This window comes from Staphylococcus schweitzeri, assembly GCF_002902405.1.
Taxonomy (GTDB): domain Bacteria; phylum Bacillota; class Bacilli; order Staphylococcales; family Staphylococcaceae; genus Staphylococcus; species Staphylococcus schweitzeri.
This window is the reverse complement of record NZ_PPQS01000047.1, coordinates 22,375-39,366: the sequence shown is the minus strand read 5'-3', so window position 1 is coordinate 39,366 and position 16,992 is coordinate 22,375. Positions and strand designations below refer to the sequence as shown.

The 16,992-nt window shown below is 32.3% G+C and carries 19 protein-coding genes and 1 riboswitch; of the genes, 15 read left to right on the top strand and 4 right to left on the bottom strand.

The features are described 5' to 3' along the window. Window positions 1–181: 181 nt before the first annotated feature. From CD116_RS11290 to fabZ, 3 genes are all read left to right on the top strand, one after another. The gene (locus tag CD116_RS11290) at window positions 182–415 is read left to right on the top strand and encodes a DUF1146 family protein (RefSeq protein WP_000384521.1); all 234 of its coding nucleotides are present in this window, start codon (window positions 182–184) and stop codon (window positions 413–415) included. A gap of 111 nt (window positions 416–526) precedes the next feature. Then, a complete protein-coding gene (murA, locus tag CD116_RS11285; RefSeq protein WP_047427912.1) occupies window positions 527–1,792 on the top strand; it encodes a UDP-N-acetylglucosamine 1-carboxyvinyltransferase in 1,266 nt (421 codons plus the stop codon). Between the two features lie 33 nt (window positions 1,793–1,825). Next, on the top strand, window positions 1,826–2,266 hold the full coding sequence (gene fabZ, locus CD116_RS11280) for a 3-hydroxyacyl-ACP dehydratase FabZ (protein WP_047531391.1): 441 nt from the start codon (window positions 1,826–1,828) through the stop codon (window positions 2,264–2,266). Window positions 2,267–2,323: 57 nt separating this feature from the next. Here the strand turns inward: fabZ and CD116_RS11275 are convergent, their stop codons facing one another. After that, on the bottom strand, window positions 2,324–2,764 hold the full coding sequence (locus tag CD116_RS11275; RefSeq protein WP_047531393.1) for a YwpF-like family protein: 441 nt from the start codon (window positions 2,762–2,764) through the stop codon (window positions 2,324–2,326). Window positions 2,765–2,957: 193 nt separating this feature from the next. Between CD116_RS11275 and CD116_RS11270 the strand changes: the two genes are divergently transcribed. The 7 genes from CD116_RS11270 to yidC all read left to right on the top strand — a co-directional run bounded on the left by CD116_RS11270 (window position 2,958) and on the right by yidC (window position 8,707). Next, on the top strand, window positions 2,958–3,353 hold the full coding sequence (locus CD116_RS11270) for a single-stranded DNA-binding protein (RefSeq protein ID WP_047531394.1): 396 nt from the start codon (window positions 2,958–2,960) through the stop codon (window positions 3,351–3,353). Between the two features lie 392 nt (window positions 3,354–3,745). Then, window positions 3,746–4,441: a lytic transglycosylase SceD gene (sceD, locus tag CD116_RS11265; protein WP_047450311.1), complete on the top strand. Its 696-nt coding sequence runs from the start codon at window positions 3,746–3,748 to the stop codon at window positions 4,439–4,441. Window positions 4,442–4,636: 195 nt separating this feature from the next. Then, a riboswitch (TPP riboswitch) is annotated at window positions 4,637–4,738 on the top strand. Between the two features lie 82 nt (window positions 4,739–4,820). Further along, complete coding sequence (gene tenA / locus CD116_RS11260) at window positions 4,821–5,507, top strand: thiaminase II (protein ID WP_047550977.1); 687 nt, start codon at window positions 4,821–4,823, stop codon at window positions 5,505–5,507. Beyond that, on the top strand, window positions 5,504–6,334 hold the full coding sequence (gene thiD / locus CD116_RS11255) for a bifunctional hydroxymethylpyrimidine kinase/phosphomethylpyrimidine kinase (RefSeq protein ID WP_047550974.1): 831 nt from the start codon (window positions 5,504–5,506) through the stop codon (window positions 6,332–6,334). The genes tenA and thiD overlap by 4 nt, the downstream gene beginning before the upstream one ends. Next, complete coding sequence (thiM, locus tag CD116_RS11250; protein ID WP_047550971.1) at window positions 6,318–7,109, top strand: hydroxyethylthiazole kinase; 792 nt, start codon at window positions 6,318–6,320, stop codon at window positions 7,107–7,109. Before thiD ends, thiM begins: the two co-directional genes overlap by 17 nt. 1 nt (window position 7,110) lies before the next feature. Continuing rightward, entirely contained in the window at window positions 7,111–7,752 is a 642-nt protein-coding gene (gene thiE, locus CD116_RS11245) for a thiamine phosphate synthase (protein ID WP_047531398.1), read from the top strand. Window positions 7,753–7,837: 85 nt separating this feature from the next. After that, the gene (yidC, locus tag CD116_RS11240) at window positions 7,838–8,707 is read left to right on the top strand and encodes a membrane protein insertase YidC (RefSeq protein ID WP_047427885.1); all 870 of its coding nucleotides are present in this window, start codon (window positions 7,838–7,840) and stop codon (window positions 8,705–8,707) included. A gap of 461 nt (window positions 8,708–9,168) precedes the next feature. Here yidC and CD116_RS11235 read toward each other — a convergent pair whose 3' ends face one another. Further along, entirely contained in the window at window positions 9,169–9,816 is a 648-nt protein-coding gene (locus CD116_RS11235; protein ID WP_047550968.1) for an HD domain-containing protein, read from the bottom strand. Window positions 9,817–9,843: 27 nt separating this feature from the next. Continuing rightward, window positions 9,844–11,328, bottom strand: a complete 1,485-nt coding sequence (cls, locus tag CD116_RS11230) for a cardiolipin synthase (RefSeq protein ID WP_047550965.1) — start codon at window positions 11,326–11,328, stop codon at window positions 9,844–9,846. 167 nt (window positions 11,329–11,495) lie between these two features. On the opposite strand from cls, the gene csoR reads away from it, so the two are divergent. The 3 genes from csoR (at window position 11,496) to CD116_RS11215 (ending at window position 12,278) form a co-directional block, all read left to right on the top strand. Further along, window positions 11,496–11,789, top strand: coding sequence for a copper-sensing transcriptional repressor CsoR (gene csoR, locus CD116_RS11225; RefSeq protein ID WP_047427877.1), 294 nt, complete (start codon window positions 11,496–11,498; stop codon window positions 11,787–11,789). 11 nt (window positions 11,790–11,800) lie between these two features. Continuing rightward, window positions 11,801–12,010: a putative copper chaperone CsoZ gene (csoZ, locus tag CD116_RS11220; RefSeq protein ID WP_047531400.1), complete on the top strand. Its 210-nt coding sequence runs from the start codon at window positions 11,801–11,803 to the stop codon at window positions 12,008–12,010. A gap of 130 nt (window positions 12,011–12,140) precedes the next feature. Then, complete coding sequence (locus CD116_RS11215; RefSeq protein ID WP_000828355.1) at window positions 12,141–12,278, top strand: Lmo0850 family protein; 138 nt, start codon at window positions 12,141–12,143, stop codon at window positions 12,276–12,278. A gap of 431 nt (window positions 12,279–12,709) precedes the next feature. Here the strand turns inward: CD116_RS11215 and CD116_RS11210 are convergent, their stop codons facing one another. Then, complete coding sequence (locus CD116_RS11210; RefSeq protein ID WP_047427869.1) at window positions 12,710–13,912, bottom strand: FtsW/RodA/SpoVE family cell cycle protein; 1,203 nt, start codon at window positions 13,910–13,912, stop codon at window positions 12,710–12,712. 318 nt (window positions 13,913–14,230) lie between these two features. Between CD116_RS11210 and CD116_RS11205 the strand changes: the two genes are divergently transcribed. After that, a complete protein-coding gene (locus tag CD116_RS11205; protein WP_047450612.1) occupies window positions 14,231–15,301 on the top strand; it encodes a D-alanine--D-alanine ligase in 1,071 nt (356 codons plus the stop codon). A gap of 14 nt (window positions 15,302–15,315) precedes the next feature. Then, window positions 15,316–16,674, top strand: coding sequence for a UDP-N-acetylmuramoyl-tripeptide--D-alanyl-D-alanine ligase (locus CD116_RS11200; RefSeq protein ID WP_047550961.1), 1,359 nt, complete (start codon window positions 15,316–15,318; stop codon window positions 16,672–16,674). The last annotated feature ends 318 nt before the right edge of the window (window positions 16,675–16,992 follow it).

Sequence of the window (16,992 nt, the reverse complement as noted above, 5' to 3'; positions counted from 1 at the left end):
TTTAAATACAATCAAATACATTTTATTTAATTTGTTTGAAAACATCGGGACTATGATTTTTATGTAAAAAGAATTATATCGTAAATAAGCATAATCTTTATTAAAAACGGGTAATAAACTTTGTATCATTATTTAATCATTTCATGTACAATGTAATACAGTAATCTTATGAGGTGATAAAATGGATTATATCGGACAATATGCAATTATCCATTTAGTGTTACATGTAGTATGTATTTGCATTGCCTATTGGGCATTGCAATCAATTAGATTAGATCAATTTTTCAAAAAAGGGTATTCAGCACAACTTCAAGTTTGCTTGATATTTGTCGCTATTTTATTAGGTACTGCAGTAAGCAATTTTATTGTAGATTTGTTACAATACTCGACGCAGGTAAAATATTTAATAAAATAAGACTAGCTCTGTTATTTGTAATCAAAACTAGATATAATTAAATAATGATTAAAAATAATTTTAAAATAGGGAAATGTAAAAGTAATAGGAGTTCTTAGTGGAGGATTTACGATGGATAAAATAGTAATCAAGGGTGGAAATAGATTAACAGGCGAGGTTAAAGTTGAAGGTGCAAAAAATGCAGTATTACCAATATTGACTGCATCATTATTAGCTTCTGACAAACCTAGTAAACTTGTTAATGTTCCAGCCTTAAGTGATGTAGAAACAATTAATAATGTATTAACAACGTTAAATGCAGACGTAACATACAAAAAAGACGAGAACGCTGTTATCGTTGATGCAACAAAAACCTTAAATGAAGAGGCACCATATGAATATGTTAGTAAAATGCGTGCAAGTATTTTAGTTATGGGACCTTTATTAGCTAGATTAGGTCATGCCATCGTTGCATTACCAGGTGGGTGTGCGATTGGAAGTAGACCAATTGAACAACACATTAAAGGTTTTGAAGCATTAGGTGCAGAAATCCATCTTGAAAATGGTAATATTTATGCGAATGCTAAAGATGGATTAAAAGGTACATCAATTCATTTAGATTTTCCAAGTGTAGGAGCAACACAAAATATTATTATGGCGGCGTCATTAGCTAAAGGGAAAACTTTAATTGAAAATGCAGCTAAAGAGCCTGAAATAGTAGATTTAGCAAATTATATCAACGAAATGGGCGGTAGAATTACTGGCGCTGGAACTGATACGATAACAATTAACGGAGTTGAATCATTACACGGTGTTGAACATGCTATCATTCCAGATAGAATTGAAGCAGGGACGCTTCTTATCGCTGGTGCAATTACTCGTGGTGATATTTTTGTACGTGGTGCAATAAAGGAACATATGGCTAGTTTAGTTTATAAATTAGAAGAAATGGGCGTTGAACTTGATTATCAAGAAGATGGTATTCGAGTGCGTGCAGAAGGCGATTTAGAACCAGTTGACATTAAGACATTACCACACCCAGGATTCCCTACTGATATGCAGTCACAGATGATGGCGTTATTATTAACAGCAAATGGTCATAAAGTAGTTACTGAAACTGTATTTGAAAATAGATTTATGCATGTTGCAGAGTTTAAACGAATGAATGCGAATATCAACGTTGAAGGTCGTAGCGCTAAACTTGAAGGTAAGAGTAAATTACAAGGTGCACAAGTTAAAGCTACTGATTTAAGAGCAGCAGCAGCATTAATTTTAGCTGGATTAGTGGCTGATGGTAAAACAAGTGTTACGGAATTAAAACATCTAGATAGAGGCTATGTTGACTTGCATGGTAAATTGAAGCAATTAGGTGCAGATATTGAACGTATTAATGATTAATACAGAGAATTAATATAATGGAGGAGCTCAACCATGGAAACAATTTTTGATTATAACCAAATTAAACAAATTATACCTCACAGACAACCATTTTTATTAATTGATAAAGTTGTTGAATATGAAGAAGGTCGCCGTTGTGTAGCAATTAAACAAGTGTCTGGCAATGAACCATTTTTCCAAGGACATTTTCCAGAGTATGCAGTAATGCCTGGTGTTTTGATAACTGAAGCATTAGCACAAACTGGTGCGGTAGCAATTTTAAACAGTGAAGAAAATAAAGGGAAAATAGCATTGTTTGCTGGTATAGATAAATGTCGATTTAAACGTCAAGTTGTACCTGGAGATACATTGACACTTGAAGTGGAAATCACAAAAATTAAAGGTCCAATTGGCAAAGGTAGTGCAAAGGCTACTGTTGAGGGACAACTTGCTTGTAGTTGCGAATTAACGTTTGCAATTCAAGACGTGAAATAAAAACTAAAAAACATTCAAAGGTTTAATGAAATCTCATTGTCTTTGAATGTTTTTTCTTTATTCTTCTAATTTTTCATCTTTTAACTTCGGTTTAGATTGCATCATTCTATTAAATGATTTTTTTAATTCATCACCAGATAAGCCGTCATCGATAAGTTGTTCTAATAAACTTTCAGCATATTGTTGTCTTAAAGTATAAATATGACATTCAAATACAATAGACATCGTCGTTTTGAAATTTTTAATGCTCTTAATAGTGGACTCAAATAATGCTGGGTCATTAGCTGGACGCGTAATAACAACACGTATATCAAGTAACTGTTCATTGTCTTGATATTCTTTAAAAGTTTCATAATGTTCATTTGAAATGACAATTTCAAGTAACCAACCTGTACCACTTTCTTCTTTATTAATTATTACGCCATCTTCTAACTCATATTCGATAATTCTGCCATGTTCATTTACAATTTGGAACCTTACTGCTTTAAAAGTTTTCATATTTCCACATCCCATTTGATTTATATATATGATTTTTGAAGTTTTCAGGTGTTTTAAACATTATTTATTACTAATTTCTTTAAATATAACAAATAATAAGATGTGATAGCTATAAATAATATAAAATTTGTGATTTTGACCATCTTTAAATGAATTATTAAGATATAAGCATAGGAGGTGAATCACACACTTTATGCTAAACAAAATCGTAATTGTTGGAAGACTAACGAAAGATGTACAAATCTTTGAAAAGGAGGAAAGAAAGGTTGCTACGTTTTGCGTTGCAACACAACGAAATTATAAAGATGAAAATGGAGAAATCGTCTGTGATTATATTTTTTGCAAAGCATTTGGCAAGTTAGCGTCTAACATTGATAAATACACTAATCAAGGTACGCTAGTTGGTATTACAGGTCAAATGAGATCAAGAAAATATGATAAAGACGGTCAAACCCACTTTGTTACAGAATTATATGTTGAAACTATAAAGTTCATGTCCCCTAAATCCCTGAATAATGAAATTCTCTCAGATAATATTTTAGATATTGACTCTCATAACTTAGATAATCCTGACTTATTAGAAATTTAAATCCAATTAACCTAAACATCCTTAATATACATTTAATCCATCCTATTTTTTATAGATCATATTAACTTGAAATATACTCACTTACTAGATGACCTACATGACTATTGCAACTGTTGTGTAGGTCGTCATTTTGTGTAAATTTTCTGTACCTAAGTATAGTTAGATTGCAAAACGATTACATATAAAAATGCAAATGAAAAACATTCGTTATTGTCATGGCGATTTTCACAGGGTATAAATTTGAATATTATAGACTAAAGCTATGTAAAGTCTATGTAAAAAACACAAGTAATTTTTTATTTTGTTGTAACCTGCAATGATTCCACAGATGTTACAGTAATTGCTGTAAAACTTTTAAAGAAACAAATTACTTGTAGGAGGATTTTAAGATTATGAAGAAAACATTACTCGCATCATCTTTAGCAGTAGGTTTAGGAATCGTAGCAGGAAATGCAGGTCATGAAGCCCATGCAAGTGAAGCGGATTTAAATAAAGCATCATTAGCGCAAATGGCGCAATCAAACGATCAAACATTAAATCAAAAACCAATTGAAGCAGGCGCTTATAATTATACTTTTGACTATGAAGGGTTTACGTATCATTTTGAATCAGATGGTACACATTTCGCTTGGAATTATCATGCAACAGGTGCTAATGAAGCAACACTAAGTGCGCAAGCACCAACAACAAATAGTGTAGCGCCTTCAACTACGCAAGCTAATCAAACACAATCACAAGAAGTGGCAGCACCACAAAATGCTCAAACACAACAGCCACAAGCAGCAACATCAAATAATTCACAAGTGACTGCAACACCAACAGAATCAAAAGCCTCTGAAGGATCTTCAGTTAATGTGAATGATCATCTAAAACAAATTGCACAACGTGAATCAGGTGGTAATATTCATGCTGTTAATCCATCATCAGGTGCAGCAGGTAAATATCAATTCTTACAATCAACTTGGGATTCAGTAGCACCAGCTAAATATAAAGGTGTATCACCAGCAAATGCACCAGAAAGTGTCCAAGATGCTGCAGCAGTAAAATTATATAACACTGGTGGCGCTGGTCATTGGGTAACTGCTTAAGTTTCACGTATATAGTGAATAAATAGATTTATACAATACAATTAAGGCCGAAAATATTTGGAATGACTTACGAATATTTTCGGTCATTTTTTAAGTAATAGAGAAATTAATTTTTAAAAGGTAATATTAAAGCTATACAACTATGATTGAAAATGTTGAAAACGTTTGCTAAGATGAATTTGGAATTGAATATTAACGAACTACTAGGGGCGCCTAATAAATTGGCTGAGATGAAGATTCAGACCCTTATGACCTGATTTGGTTAGTACCAACGTAGGAAAGTAGTCATTGGTTATGTGTAGCTGATCTAGTTGCATTGTTATCAAACTACTTTCATGGAGTTGGAAGTAGTTTTTTTATTTAGGGAGGATTTTTTACAATGGAGTTTTCACAAGAATTGTACCTAGCAGCAAAGCCAATCATTAACGATATTTATGAGGATGATTTTATTCAAAAGATGTTATCTGGAGATATAGAAGCTGACGCATTACGCCATTATTTAAAAGCTGACGCTGCGTATTTAAAAGAATTCACAAATTTATATGCATTGTTAATTCCAAAAATGAATAATATGAATGATGTGAAATTTTTAGTAGAACAAATTGATTTTATGGTAGAAGGTGAAGTGTTAGCGCATGATATATTAGCACAAATTATTGGTGAACCTTATGAAGAAATTATTAAAACTAAAGTTTGGCCACCAAGTGGAGACCATTACATTAAGCACATGTATTTCCAAGCGTTTAGTCGTGAAAATGCTATTTATACAATTGCCGCAATGGCTCCGTGTCCATATATATATGCAGAATTAGCTAAGCGTGCTCAAAATGATATCTCTTTAAATAGAGAGAAAGATACAGCAAAATGGTTTGATTTTTATAGTACTGAAATGGATGATGTTATCAATATTTTTGAAGCATTGATGAATAAGTTAGCAGAATCAATGTCTGCCGAAGAACTTAAACAAGTGAAACATGTATTTTTAGAAAGTTGTATTCATGAACGTCGATTTTTCAATATGGCTAAGACAATAGAAAAATGGGAATTTGGAGGAGATAGTCAATGAATAGACCTAAAATTGCATTAACCATTGCTGGAACAGATCCAACAGGTGGTGCTGGTGTTATGGCAGACTTAAAATCATTTCATTCGTGTGGTGTATATGGCATGGGAGTTGTTACTAGCATTGTTGCTCAAAATACGATGGGAGTTCAACATATGCATAACTTAGAAAGTCAGTGGGTAGATGAGCAACTAGATAGTGTATTTAGTGATACATTACCTCACGCAATTAAAACTGGAATGATCGCTACAGCTGACACGATGGATACAATTCGTCATTATTTATTGCAAGAGCCCACTATTCCTTATGTAATTGATCCAGTGATGTTAGCTAAAAGTGGCGACGCTTTAATGGATGATGCAACTAAACGAAATTTACAACATACGTTATTGCCATTAGCTGATGTAGTGACTCCAAATTTACCAGAAGCAGAGGAAATAACAGGACTTGCAATTGATAGCGAAGAAAAGATTTTACAAGCTGGACGCATCTTCATTAATGACATAGGCAGTAAGGGTGTTGTAATTAAAGGTGGTCATTCAGATGATATTAATATTTCAAAGGATTATTTATTTACTAAAGATGGCGTTGAAACATTTGAAAGTGAAAGATTTGAAACAAAGCATACTCATGGAACTGGATGTACTTTTTCAGCAGTTATAACAGCAGAACTTGCTAAAGGTAGAACATTAATAGAAGCAGTACATAAAGCTAAAAAGTTTATTTCATTGAGTATTCAATACACACCTGAAATAGGTAGAGGAAGAGGACCAGTTAATCATTTTGCATATTTAAAGAAAGAAGGATTAGATGATGAAATTTCTAAATAAGATACGTAATGAACAACCATTAACAATTTGTTATACGAATGATGTTGTGAAAAACTTTACAGCTAATGGATTATTAAGTATTGGTGCAAGTCCTGCAATGAGTGAGGCACCAGAAGAAGCGGAAGAATTTTATAAAGTAGCTCAAGCATTGTTAATCAACATAGGAACATTAACTGCCCAAAATGAACAAGATATCATTGCAATTGCTCAAACAGCTAATGAATTAGGATTACCAATTGTCTTTGATCCTGTAGCAGTTGGTGCATCTACATACAGAAAACACTTTTGTAAATTACTTTTACAGTCAGCAGACGTGTCAGTAATTAAAGGAAATGCATCTGAAATACTAGCATTGATTGATGATACAGCAACAATGAAAGGTACGGATAGTGATAATAATTTAAATACAGTTTCTATTGCTAAAAAAGCTTACGAAGCATATAAAACTGCAATTGTTGTTACAGGAGAACAGGATGTTATCGTTCAAGATGGCAAAGTGATAATGTTATCAAATGGTTCACCATTATTGACTAAAGTTACAGGTGCTGGTTGTTTATTAGGAGGAGTTATTGCTGGCTTCTTATTTAGAAATACAAAACCAGATATAGATGCATTGATAGAAGCGGTTAGTGTATTTAACATTGCTGCTGAATTAGCCGCTGAAAATGAAAATTGTAATGGACCTGGCACGTTTTCATCAATATTACTTGATACGTTATATCGTTTAGATAATATGACTTACCAACAATGGATTCGCATTGAAGAGGTGGAATAATTTGTTTAATAACTCACAATTGAATGTATATTTTATTTGTGGTACATCTGATGTGCCAAGTCATCGTACTATTCATGATGTATTAAATGAAGCGCTAAAAGCAGGAATAACGCTTTTTCAATTTAGGGAAAAAGGAACTAATGCATTAAAAGGAACTGAAAAAATGGAATTAGCCAAAGAATTACTAGATTTGTGCCATCAATACCAAGTACCTTTTATAATTAATGATGATATTGAATTAGCAAAGGAAATTAATGCAGACGGTATCCATGTCGGTCAGGATGATGCCGATGTTAATGAGTTTGCACAATATTTTACAGATAAAATAATCGGTTTAAGTATTAGTGATTTAGATGAGTATTCACAATCGGATTTAACAAATGTAGATTATATTGGTGTTGGTCCAATTTATTCTACACCTTCAAAAAGTGATGCGCATTTACCAGTAGGACCTGAAATGATTACTACTTTTAAAAAGATGAATTCACAAATACCAATAGTAGCAATTGGGGGAATCAATAATAACAATGTCGAACCTATTGTTGATGCCGGCGCAGATGGGATTTCAGTAATTTCAGCTATTTCTAAAAGTGAAAATATAGAAGGTACTGTAAAAAAATTCAAAGATTTTTTTAATAATTAGTTAAATTTTTCCACTTATTGTTTCATACGTACTCATTAATGTGATAGAATAAATCCTATGTGAATATAATGATAGAGGTGGAAAAATGAAGAAAAAAGCGTTACTACCATTATTTTTAGGTATTATGGTCTTTTTGGCTGGTTGTGACTATTCTAAACCTGAAAAACGTAGTGGGTTTTTCTACAATACATTCGTAGATCCAATGAAAAATGTATTGGATTGGTTGGGAAATAACTTATTAAACGATAATTATGGTTTAGCTATTATTATTCTTGTATTGGTAATTCGTATTATTTTATTACCATTCATGTTGTCAAACTATAAAAATAGTCATATGATGCGTCAAAAAATGAAAGTTGCGAAGCCAGAAGTTGAAAAAATCCAAGAAAAAGTGAAGCGAGCACGCACACAAGAAGAAAAAATGGCTGCAAACCAAGAATTAATGCAAGTTTATAAAAAGTATGATATGAACCCAATGAAGAGTATGTTAGGTTGTTTACCAATGTTGATTCAAATGCCAATCATCATGGGATTATACTTTGTACTTAAAGATCAACTTGTTGATGGTTTGTTTAAGTATCCACACTTCTTATGGTTCGATTTAGGACGTCCTGATATTTGGATTACAATTATTGCCGGTGTTTTATACTTTATCCAAGCATATGTATCAAGTAAAACGATGCCAGACGAACAACGTCAAATGGGTTATATGATGATGATTATTTCACCAATTATGATTATCTGGATTTCATTAAGCTCAGCATCAGCACTTGGCTTATATTGGTCAGTCAGTGCGGCATTCCTTGTAATTCAAACACACTTTGCGAATATACATTATGAAAAAGTTGCTAAAAAAGAAGTTCAACCTTTCATTGAAGCATATGAAAGAGAACACAACGGCGACAACAAAAAAGGCAAAAACACACAAGTAGTGTCTAAAAAGAAAAAGAAATAGTCTTAGCAAGTCTAAATCATGAGCCCCCTAAAAGTTGAAGCTAATTTTAACTTCTAGCGGGCACATGATTTTTTATTTAAAGAGCAAAAGTATAGCATCATATAATATAGTGTCTGATAAATAGAAACAGCAGAAAGATGATTTCGAATGTGAAATTCATCCCACTGCTGTTTTTTATGTGACTTAATATTTAATTAAATTTTAGTGTATAGTTTCCGAAATCAATGCATCAGTACGCCTAATGATGCAATTGAACAACAGAACATCAATATAATAGGTTAATGGCATAAACTAGAGATAACTAAGAATCCACACAATATATTCATAATATTATACGGCACCTTTGGATCCTCACATAAATACTATATGGCACCTTTGTCCTCCGCATATACGTCGCCACAATAACATATCATAGAACCGTAACGGTATAGCAATTACACCACATTACAGTATCAATTCAACTAGTCTTGATAATTCCACTCTGTAAAAAATTGCTTCAAATACATAACCATAAAATCATGTCTTTCTTTAGCAATCTTTTTCGCTGTGTCTGTATGCATTAATGATTGTAGTTTTAATAATTTTTCAAAGAAGTGTTTTATGGCAGATGGTGGTAATCCTTCAATTAAATCATCATTAATGTTGTTAAATGCTATTTGTTCTGTCCACATAGGTTCGCCAAAATGTCCGGCAAATTGAAATGTTCGTGCAATTCCAATTGCGCCTATAGCGTCAAGTCGATCTGCATCTCTAACTATTTGACCATCTAGTGATAAAGCAACATGATTATTTTTACCATTACGATAACTCATGTGCTTTATTATATATAATATATGTTCTTGAGCTAAATCTGAAAGAGATAAAGATGCCAAAAATGATGTTAATGAATCTAATTGTTTGTTGTTATCTACGAGTTTCTCGTCAACTGTGTCATGTAGTAAAGATGCTAGCTCTATAATCAAGGTATCCTTAACACCTTCACTTTTAGCAATTGATTTAGCTAGAGCAGTGACACGGTACACGTGTGCTATATCGTGTCCTGTATAATCATTTTGATGTATAGATTCCATATATTGTTGGGCAGCACTAATGATACTTGATTGTTGCATTAAACTTACACTCCTCATACGGCTCTTTTATAATATTGGTGACAATAATTGTGATATACCTTCTTTAAATTTAATCCAAAGGCTTCGCTTAGCATATCGTGTTTTTGTTAATTCAGTAGACACTTTTAAATCATCAATAAATGCTTGTTTTAGTTTTTTGGCAATTTGTTCATCATAAATAAAAGCATTAACTTCGAAATTCAATGTGAAACTACGGTGGTCCATATTCGCTGTGCCAACACTTGCAATCTCATCATCTATAATCAATGTTTTAGAATGTAAGAACCCATTATCATAATGAAATACTTTAACGCCAGCATCTAATAATGATGCAGCATTTTTTAAAGTTGCCCAAAAGACAAATGGATGATCAGGCTTATTAGGAATCATGATGTTGACATCAACACCACCTAATGCAGCGATTTTAATAGAATCTAGAAATGCTTGGTCTGGAATAAAATAGGGGGATTGAATATAAATCGATTTCTTAGCAGATGAAATCATTTTCAAATAACCGTATTTAATCTGTTCCCATTCTTCGTCAGGACCACTAGATGCTATTTGTACGCCAATCGTTCCACCAGAATTTACGTCAGGGAAGTAACGATCATCATATGAGATATGATCACGTGTTGCTTGTGAATTCCAATCTAAAATAAATCGTAATTGCAACGCATTCACTGCATCCCCGACAATTCGTAAATGTGTATCACGCCAATAGCCGAATTTTTTCGATTTACCTAAATATTCATCGCCTACATTAAAGCCACCGACATATCCGATTTTTCCATCTATAACAACGATTTTGCGATGATTTCGATTGTTCATACGCAAGTTGATGAGAGGTAATTTTGAAGGGAAGAAAGCTTCAGCGTGTCCGCCTTTGCTACGAAATGCGCGTAATCCTTTTTTACGTAAGCCACGTGAACCCATGTCATCGTATAAAATTTTAACTTCCACGCCTTGTTCTGCCTTCTTGGCAAGTTCATTCAAAATGATACGGCCTAATTCATCACAATGAATAATATAATACTGGAAGTGAATATAATCAGTAGCATTACGAATATCTTGAATTAAGTCATCAAATTTTTCTTGACCATCTGTATATATTTTCAAATCGTTATCAGTTGTTAAAAAGGCTGCATTATTATAGAGCAACATTTGAATCATTTCTTTAAATTTCATAATTTGATAATTGGAATTTGAAAAATTTTCATTTTTTAAAGCAGCTAATTGTTCATCGACAATTAACTCTAAACCTTTTTTCTCTTCCTTATCTATTTTGAAAATTTGATCACGTTGAATTTGTCGTCCTAGTAGTAAATATAGAATGAAGCCGAATAGAGGCAAGAACACTAAGACAAGTAACCAAGCCCAGATAGAATTTGCAGAACGTCTTTCCATGAAAATAATGGTAAAGGCGAATAATAAGTTTAAAATAAATGCACCAATAAATATTGAATTTAAAATAACATTTGAATGTTTAAATGCAATTGTTAGTAACTCTATCATTTGAAACCTCCCACCGAAAATCTAAAACAAGTAATATAATCTTATTAATTGTATCATGAAGCAATTTAAATATCATGACAATTTAGTTTGAAAAATAGGTCATAGTATTGACGTTATGTTTTGTGGGATATAGTATAGTAAAGAATGTAAATAGAGGAGTGAATGCTATGACTGAACAAGATAATGCACATCATTCTGAACAAATTAAAACAAATCTAAAATCACGTTTAAATCGAATAGAAGGTCAAGTGAGAGCGATTAATCGCATGATTGAAGAAGATGTCTATTGTGATGATGTTCTTACACAAATAAGAGCGACTCGTTCTGCATTAAACAGTGTCGCAACAAAGTTATTAGAGCAACATATGAAAAGTTGTATTATGAATAAGGTTAAGCAAGGTGCGCAAGAAGAAGCGATGGAAGAGTTACTAGTTACTTTCCAAAAGTTGATTAAAGATTAAAGGAGTTTAAGATGGTATACCAAAACACAGTTTACGTAGCAGGTATTGAAACTGAAGAACAAGTAAAACAGTTGACAGAGCGTATTTCAAACATGATAGGTGTGCATAATGTGAATGTTAATATGTTTGATGGAGAAGTAGTTGTAGCTTATGAAACACCTGCAAATTTAAATAGCATTGAAAAAGAAATTTACGATACAGGTTATAAAATTGTATATTAATATATCGATATAAAGCACACGATAGATTTTTATTTTAAAAAATAATCAAAAAAAGTTTGTGATTAATGTAGTAAAGGTATAGTGAATAGGGTAAGATAATACTGAAAGCGATCCAAACGAGGTGATAATAATGAAACGTCCTGAAAAGATTCAAAATGTAGTCAAACTATTGTCATCATTAGGTGTGAATATTAAAAAAACTAAATCTCGTTTAGACATTATTAATACATTACCAACATCTAATAAAGTAAGTCACGAATTAAAATAATTGACTGTGATCATGAATCACACACTACGATAACTGCCAGCGATACGTCACTGGTAGTTTTTTAATGGGTTGTTTTATGTAGGAAAGTATGAAGTTAATCAAAGTTATAAATCACTATACATAATGCTCTCAGTCAAACCATGTGTCTTAAGCGATATATTTAAATTGTCCATACGTGTTCACAAAGACATTTACATAGCAAGTGATAAGTAAAGCATTTGGATAATGTAATATGTGATAAATATTTACATTAATTGTATAAACAGCATATACAAATCCCCCCTTTATAGTACCCATTTCTCAATGTTTACATCAAAGGGGGGGTTATTTTATCTAGTATTGTCATTTATGTATACTGGTGATTTGTTTAAATCAATAATATTGAAAATCATCATTTAAATATATGACATATAAAGATTAAGTATCATGAGCTAATTGCTCTTCGGATGGTATAAATCTACATACCGTTTTGGTTCATGATAATAGATTGATAAAACAATTCCGATACCTGTCATCATACTCCATAATGCACTACCACCATAGCTAATAAATGGTAATGGGATACCAGTGATCGGTAACAACTGAATTGTCATCCCGATATTTTGTAAAATATGGAACACAAGCAATGTTACAAAACCTACGATAAAGATTTTGTTAAATTGATCTTCAATTTTCGTAGCAAGTCTTATTAAATGGAAGATTAAGAATAAAAATACAAGAATTAAAATAACAGAACCAATAAAGCCCAGTTCTTCACCAATAACCGAAAAGATAAAATCAGTATGGTTTTCAGGAATATAAACTTCACCGTGATTGTATCCTTTACCTAGTAATTGACCAGAACCTATCGCTTTAAGGGATTCAGTTAAATGATAGCCATCACCACTACTATATGTATATGGATCAAGCCAAGAATTGATACGTCCCATTTGGTACAATTGAACACCTAATAAATTTTCTATCAAGGATGGTGCATAAAGGATACCCAAAATGATAGTCATAGCTCCAACAATACCAGTTAAAAAAATAGGAGCTAAAATACGCCATGTAATACCGCTCACTAACATAACGCCAGCAATAATAGCAGCTAATACTAAAGTAGTTCCTAAATCGTTTTGCAATAATATTAAAATACTTGGTAACAACGAGACACCAATAATTTTGAAAAATAATAGCAAATCACTTTGAAAAGATTTATTAAATGTGAATTGATTATGTTTAGAAACGACACGCGCTAATGCAAGTATTAAAATGATTTTCATAAATTCTGATGGTTGAATACTGATTGGTCCAAAAGTATACCAACTTTTAGCGCCGTTAATAATCGGCGTGATTGGTGATTCAGGAATAATTAATAATCCAATTAATGATAGGCAGATTAAGAAATACAATATATATGCATAATGCTTAATCTTTTTAGGTGAAATAAACATGATAACACCTGCAAAAATGGCGCCTAAAATATAGTAAAATATTTGTCTTATACCGAAATTAGCACTATATTGCCCGCCGCCCATAGCCGAGTTAATAAGCAGAACACTGAAAATTGCTAAAACAGCTATAGTGGCCACTAATACCCAGTCTACTTTGCGAAGCCAATGCTTATCCGGCTGTTGACGAGATGAATAATTCATTGCAAACTCCTTTTATACTCACTAATGTTTATATCAATTTTACATGACTTTTTAAAAATAAGCTAGAATATGACAGAGATATCGGCTATAGATTTCAATTTAATTTAGTAATAAAATAGAGATAAACATCGTCCTGTAAAACAATGAAACACCGAAGACAAAGGCAAGCGTCGCATCGTTTTTAAAATGCAAAATAACCATTAAATGTGATACTATTAAGATTCAAAGATGCGAATAAATAAATTAATAACAGGATTAAAATGAATATTAACTTATATTAAGGTAGGAAGCCCTGATATATCATTGGAGGAAAACGAAATGACAAAAGAAAATATTTGTATCGTTTTTGGAGGGAAAAGTGCTGAACATGAAGTATCGATTCTAACAGCACAAAACGTATTAAATGCAATAGATAAAGACAAATACCACGTTGATATCATTTATATTACTAATGATGGTGATTGGAAAAAGCAAAATAATATAACGTCTGAAATTAAATCTACAGATGAACTTCATTTAGAAAATGGAGAAGCTTTAGAAATTTCTCAATTATTAAAAGAAAGTAGTTCAGGACAACCATACGATGCGGTGTTCCCATTACTTCATGGACCTAATGGTGAAGATGGCACGATTCAAGGATTATTTGAAGTGCTAGATGTACCATACGTAGGTAATGGTGTATTATCAGCAGCAAGTTCAATGGATAAACTTGTGATGAAACAATTATTTGAACATAGGGGTTTACCACAATTACCTTATATTAGTTTCTTACGTTCTGAATATGAAAAATATGAGCATAATATTTTAAAGTTAGTTAATGATAAATTGAATTATCCAGTATTTGTTAAACCTGCTAATTTAGGTTCTAGTGTTGGTATTAGTAAATGTAATAATGAAGCGGAATTAAAAGAAGGTATTAAAGAAGCGTTCCAATTTGACCGTAAACTTGTGATTGAGCAAGGTGTTAATGCACGTGAAATTGAAGTGGCAGTGCTTGGAAATGATTATCCAGAAGCAACTTGGCCAGGTGAAGTTGTAAAAGATGTTGCATTTTACGATTACAAATCTAAATATAAAGATGGTAAAGTTCAATTACAAATTCCTGCTGAGCTAGATGAAGATATAAAATTAACGCTTAGAAATATGGCGTTAGAAGCATTTAAAGCAACAGATTGCTCAGGTTTAGTACGTGCAGATTTCTTTGTAACAGACGATAACCAAATTTATATTAATGAAACAAATGCAATGCCTGGATTTACTGCTTACAGTATGTATCCAAAATTATGGGAAAATATGGGACTATCATATTCTGAATTAATTACGAAGTTAATTGAACTTGCTAAAGAACGTCATCAAGATAAACAGAAAAATAAATACAAAATTGACTAACCGAGGTTGTTATTATGATTAATGTAACATTAAAGCAAATTAAGTCTTGGATTCCTTGTGATATTGATGACCAATTTTTGGACTGCGAAATTAATGGTGTCACTATTGACTCTAGAGCGATTAAAGAAGGAATGTTGTTTATTCCTTTTAAAGGTGAAAATGTTGATGGTCATAGGTTTGTATCTAAAGCATTGCAAGATGATGCAGGTGCAGCATTTTATCAAAAAGGAATGCCAATAGATAATAATATAACAGGACCTATTATTTGGGTCGAAGATACTTTAGTGGCTTTACAACAATTAGCACAAGCATATTTAAGATATGTTAATCCTAAAGTGATAGCAGTAACTGGGTCAAATGGTAAAACAACTACAAAAGATATGATTGAGAGTGTCTTGCATACTGAGTTTAAAGTAAAAAAAACGCAAGGCAATTATAATAATGAAATTGGTTTACCACTAACTATTTTAGACTTAGATAAGGATACAGAAATCTCTATTTTAGAAATGGGAATGTCAGGTTTCCATGAGATCGAATTATTATCAAATCTTGCGCAACCGGATATTGCAATTATTACTAATATTGGTGAATCACATATGCAAGATTTAGGTTCGCGTGAGGGTATTGCTAAAGCGAAATCTGAAATAACAATTGGTCTTAAAGATAATGGCACATTTATATATGACGGTGATGAACCGTTGTTAGAGTCGCATGTTAAGGAAGTTCAAAATGCGAAATGTATGAGTGTCGGTGTGGATACTGACAACGATTTAGTTTGTTCAGTTGATGATAGAGATACGACAGGTATAGCATTCACTATAAATGATAAAGAGCAATTTGATTTACCGATTTTAGGCGTGCATAATATGAAAAATGCAACTATTGCCATTGCAGTTGGCTATGAATTAGGTTTAACATATGACACGATTTATCGTAACTTAAAACATGTTACGCTTACAGGTATGCGCATGGAACAACATGAATTAGCTAATGATATCACTGTTATTAATGATGCTTATAATGCTAGTCCTACAAGTATGAGAGCTGCTATTGATACTTTAAGTAGTCTTAATGGACGACATATTTTAATTTTAGGTGATGTTTTAGAATTAGGTGAAAACAGTAAATCTATGCACTCGCAAGTAGGTGCTTATTTGCAAGATAAGCAAATAGACGTGCTGTATACATTTGGTGATGAAGCGAGTTATATTAGCGGAACTGGGAAACAATTTGTTGGCAAAGCGCAACATTTCGATTCAAAAGAAGCGTTAATTGACGTATTAAAACAAGACTTAAAGTCACATGATCGTGTATTAGTTAAAGCATCAAGAGGCATGAAATTAGAAGACGTAGTTAATGCATTAATATCATAGAAGTTAGGGATATTAGATGAATATGCTTAAATTTTTAAATTAAATTATTTTTGAAAATGGTTGATTTTGTTATGATAACAAGATCAGCTTTTTCTTTTATTTTAAAGTATTCTCTGTGAGCCCGAGACATAAATCAATGTTCTATACTCTACAAAGTTATATTGGCAGTAGTTGACTGAACGAAAATGCGCTTGTAACAAGCTTTTTTCAATTCTAGTGAGGGGCCCCAACACAGAAGCTGACGAAAAGTCAGCTTACGATAATGTGCAAGTTGGGGTGTGGGCCCCAACATAGAAGCTGACGAAAAGTCAGCTTACG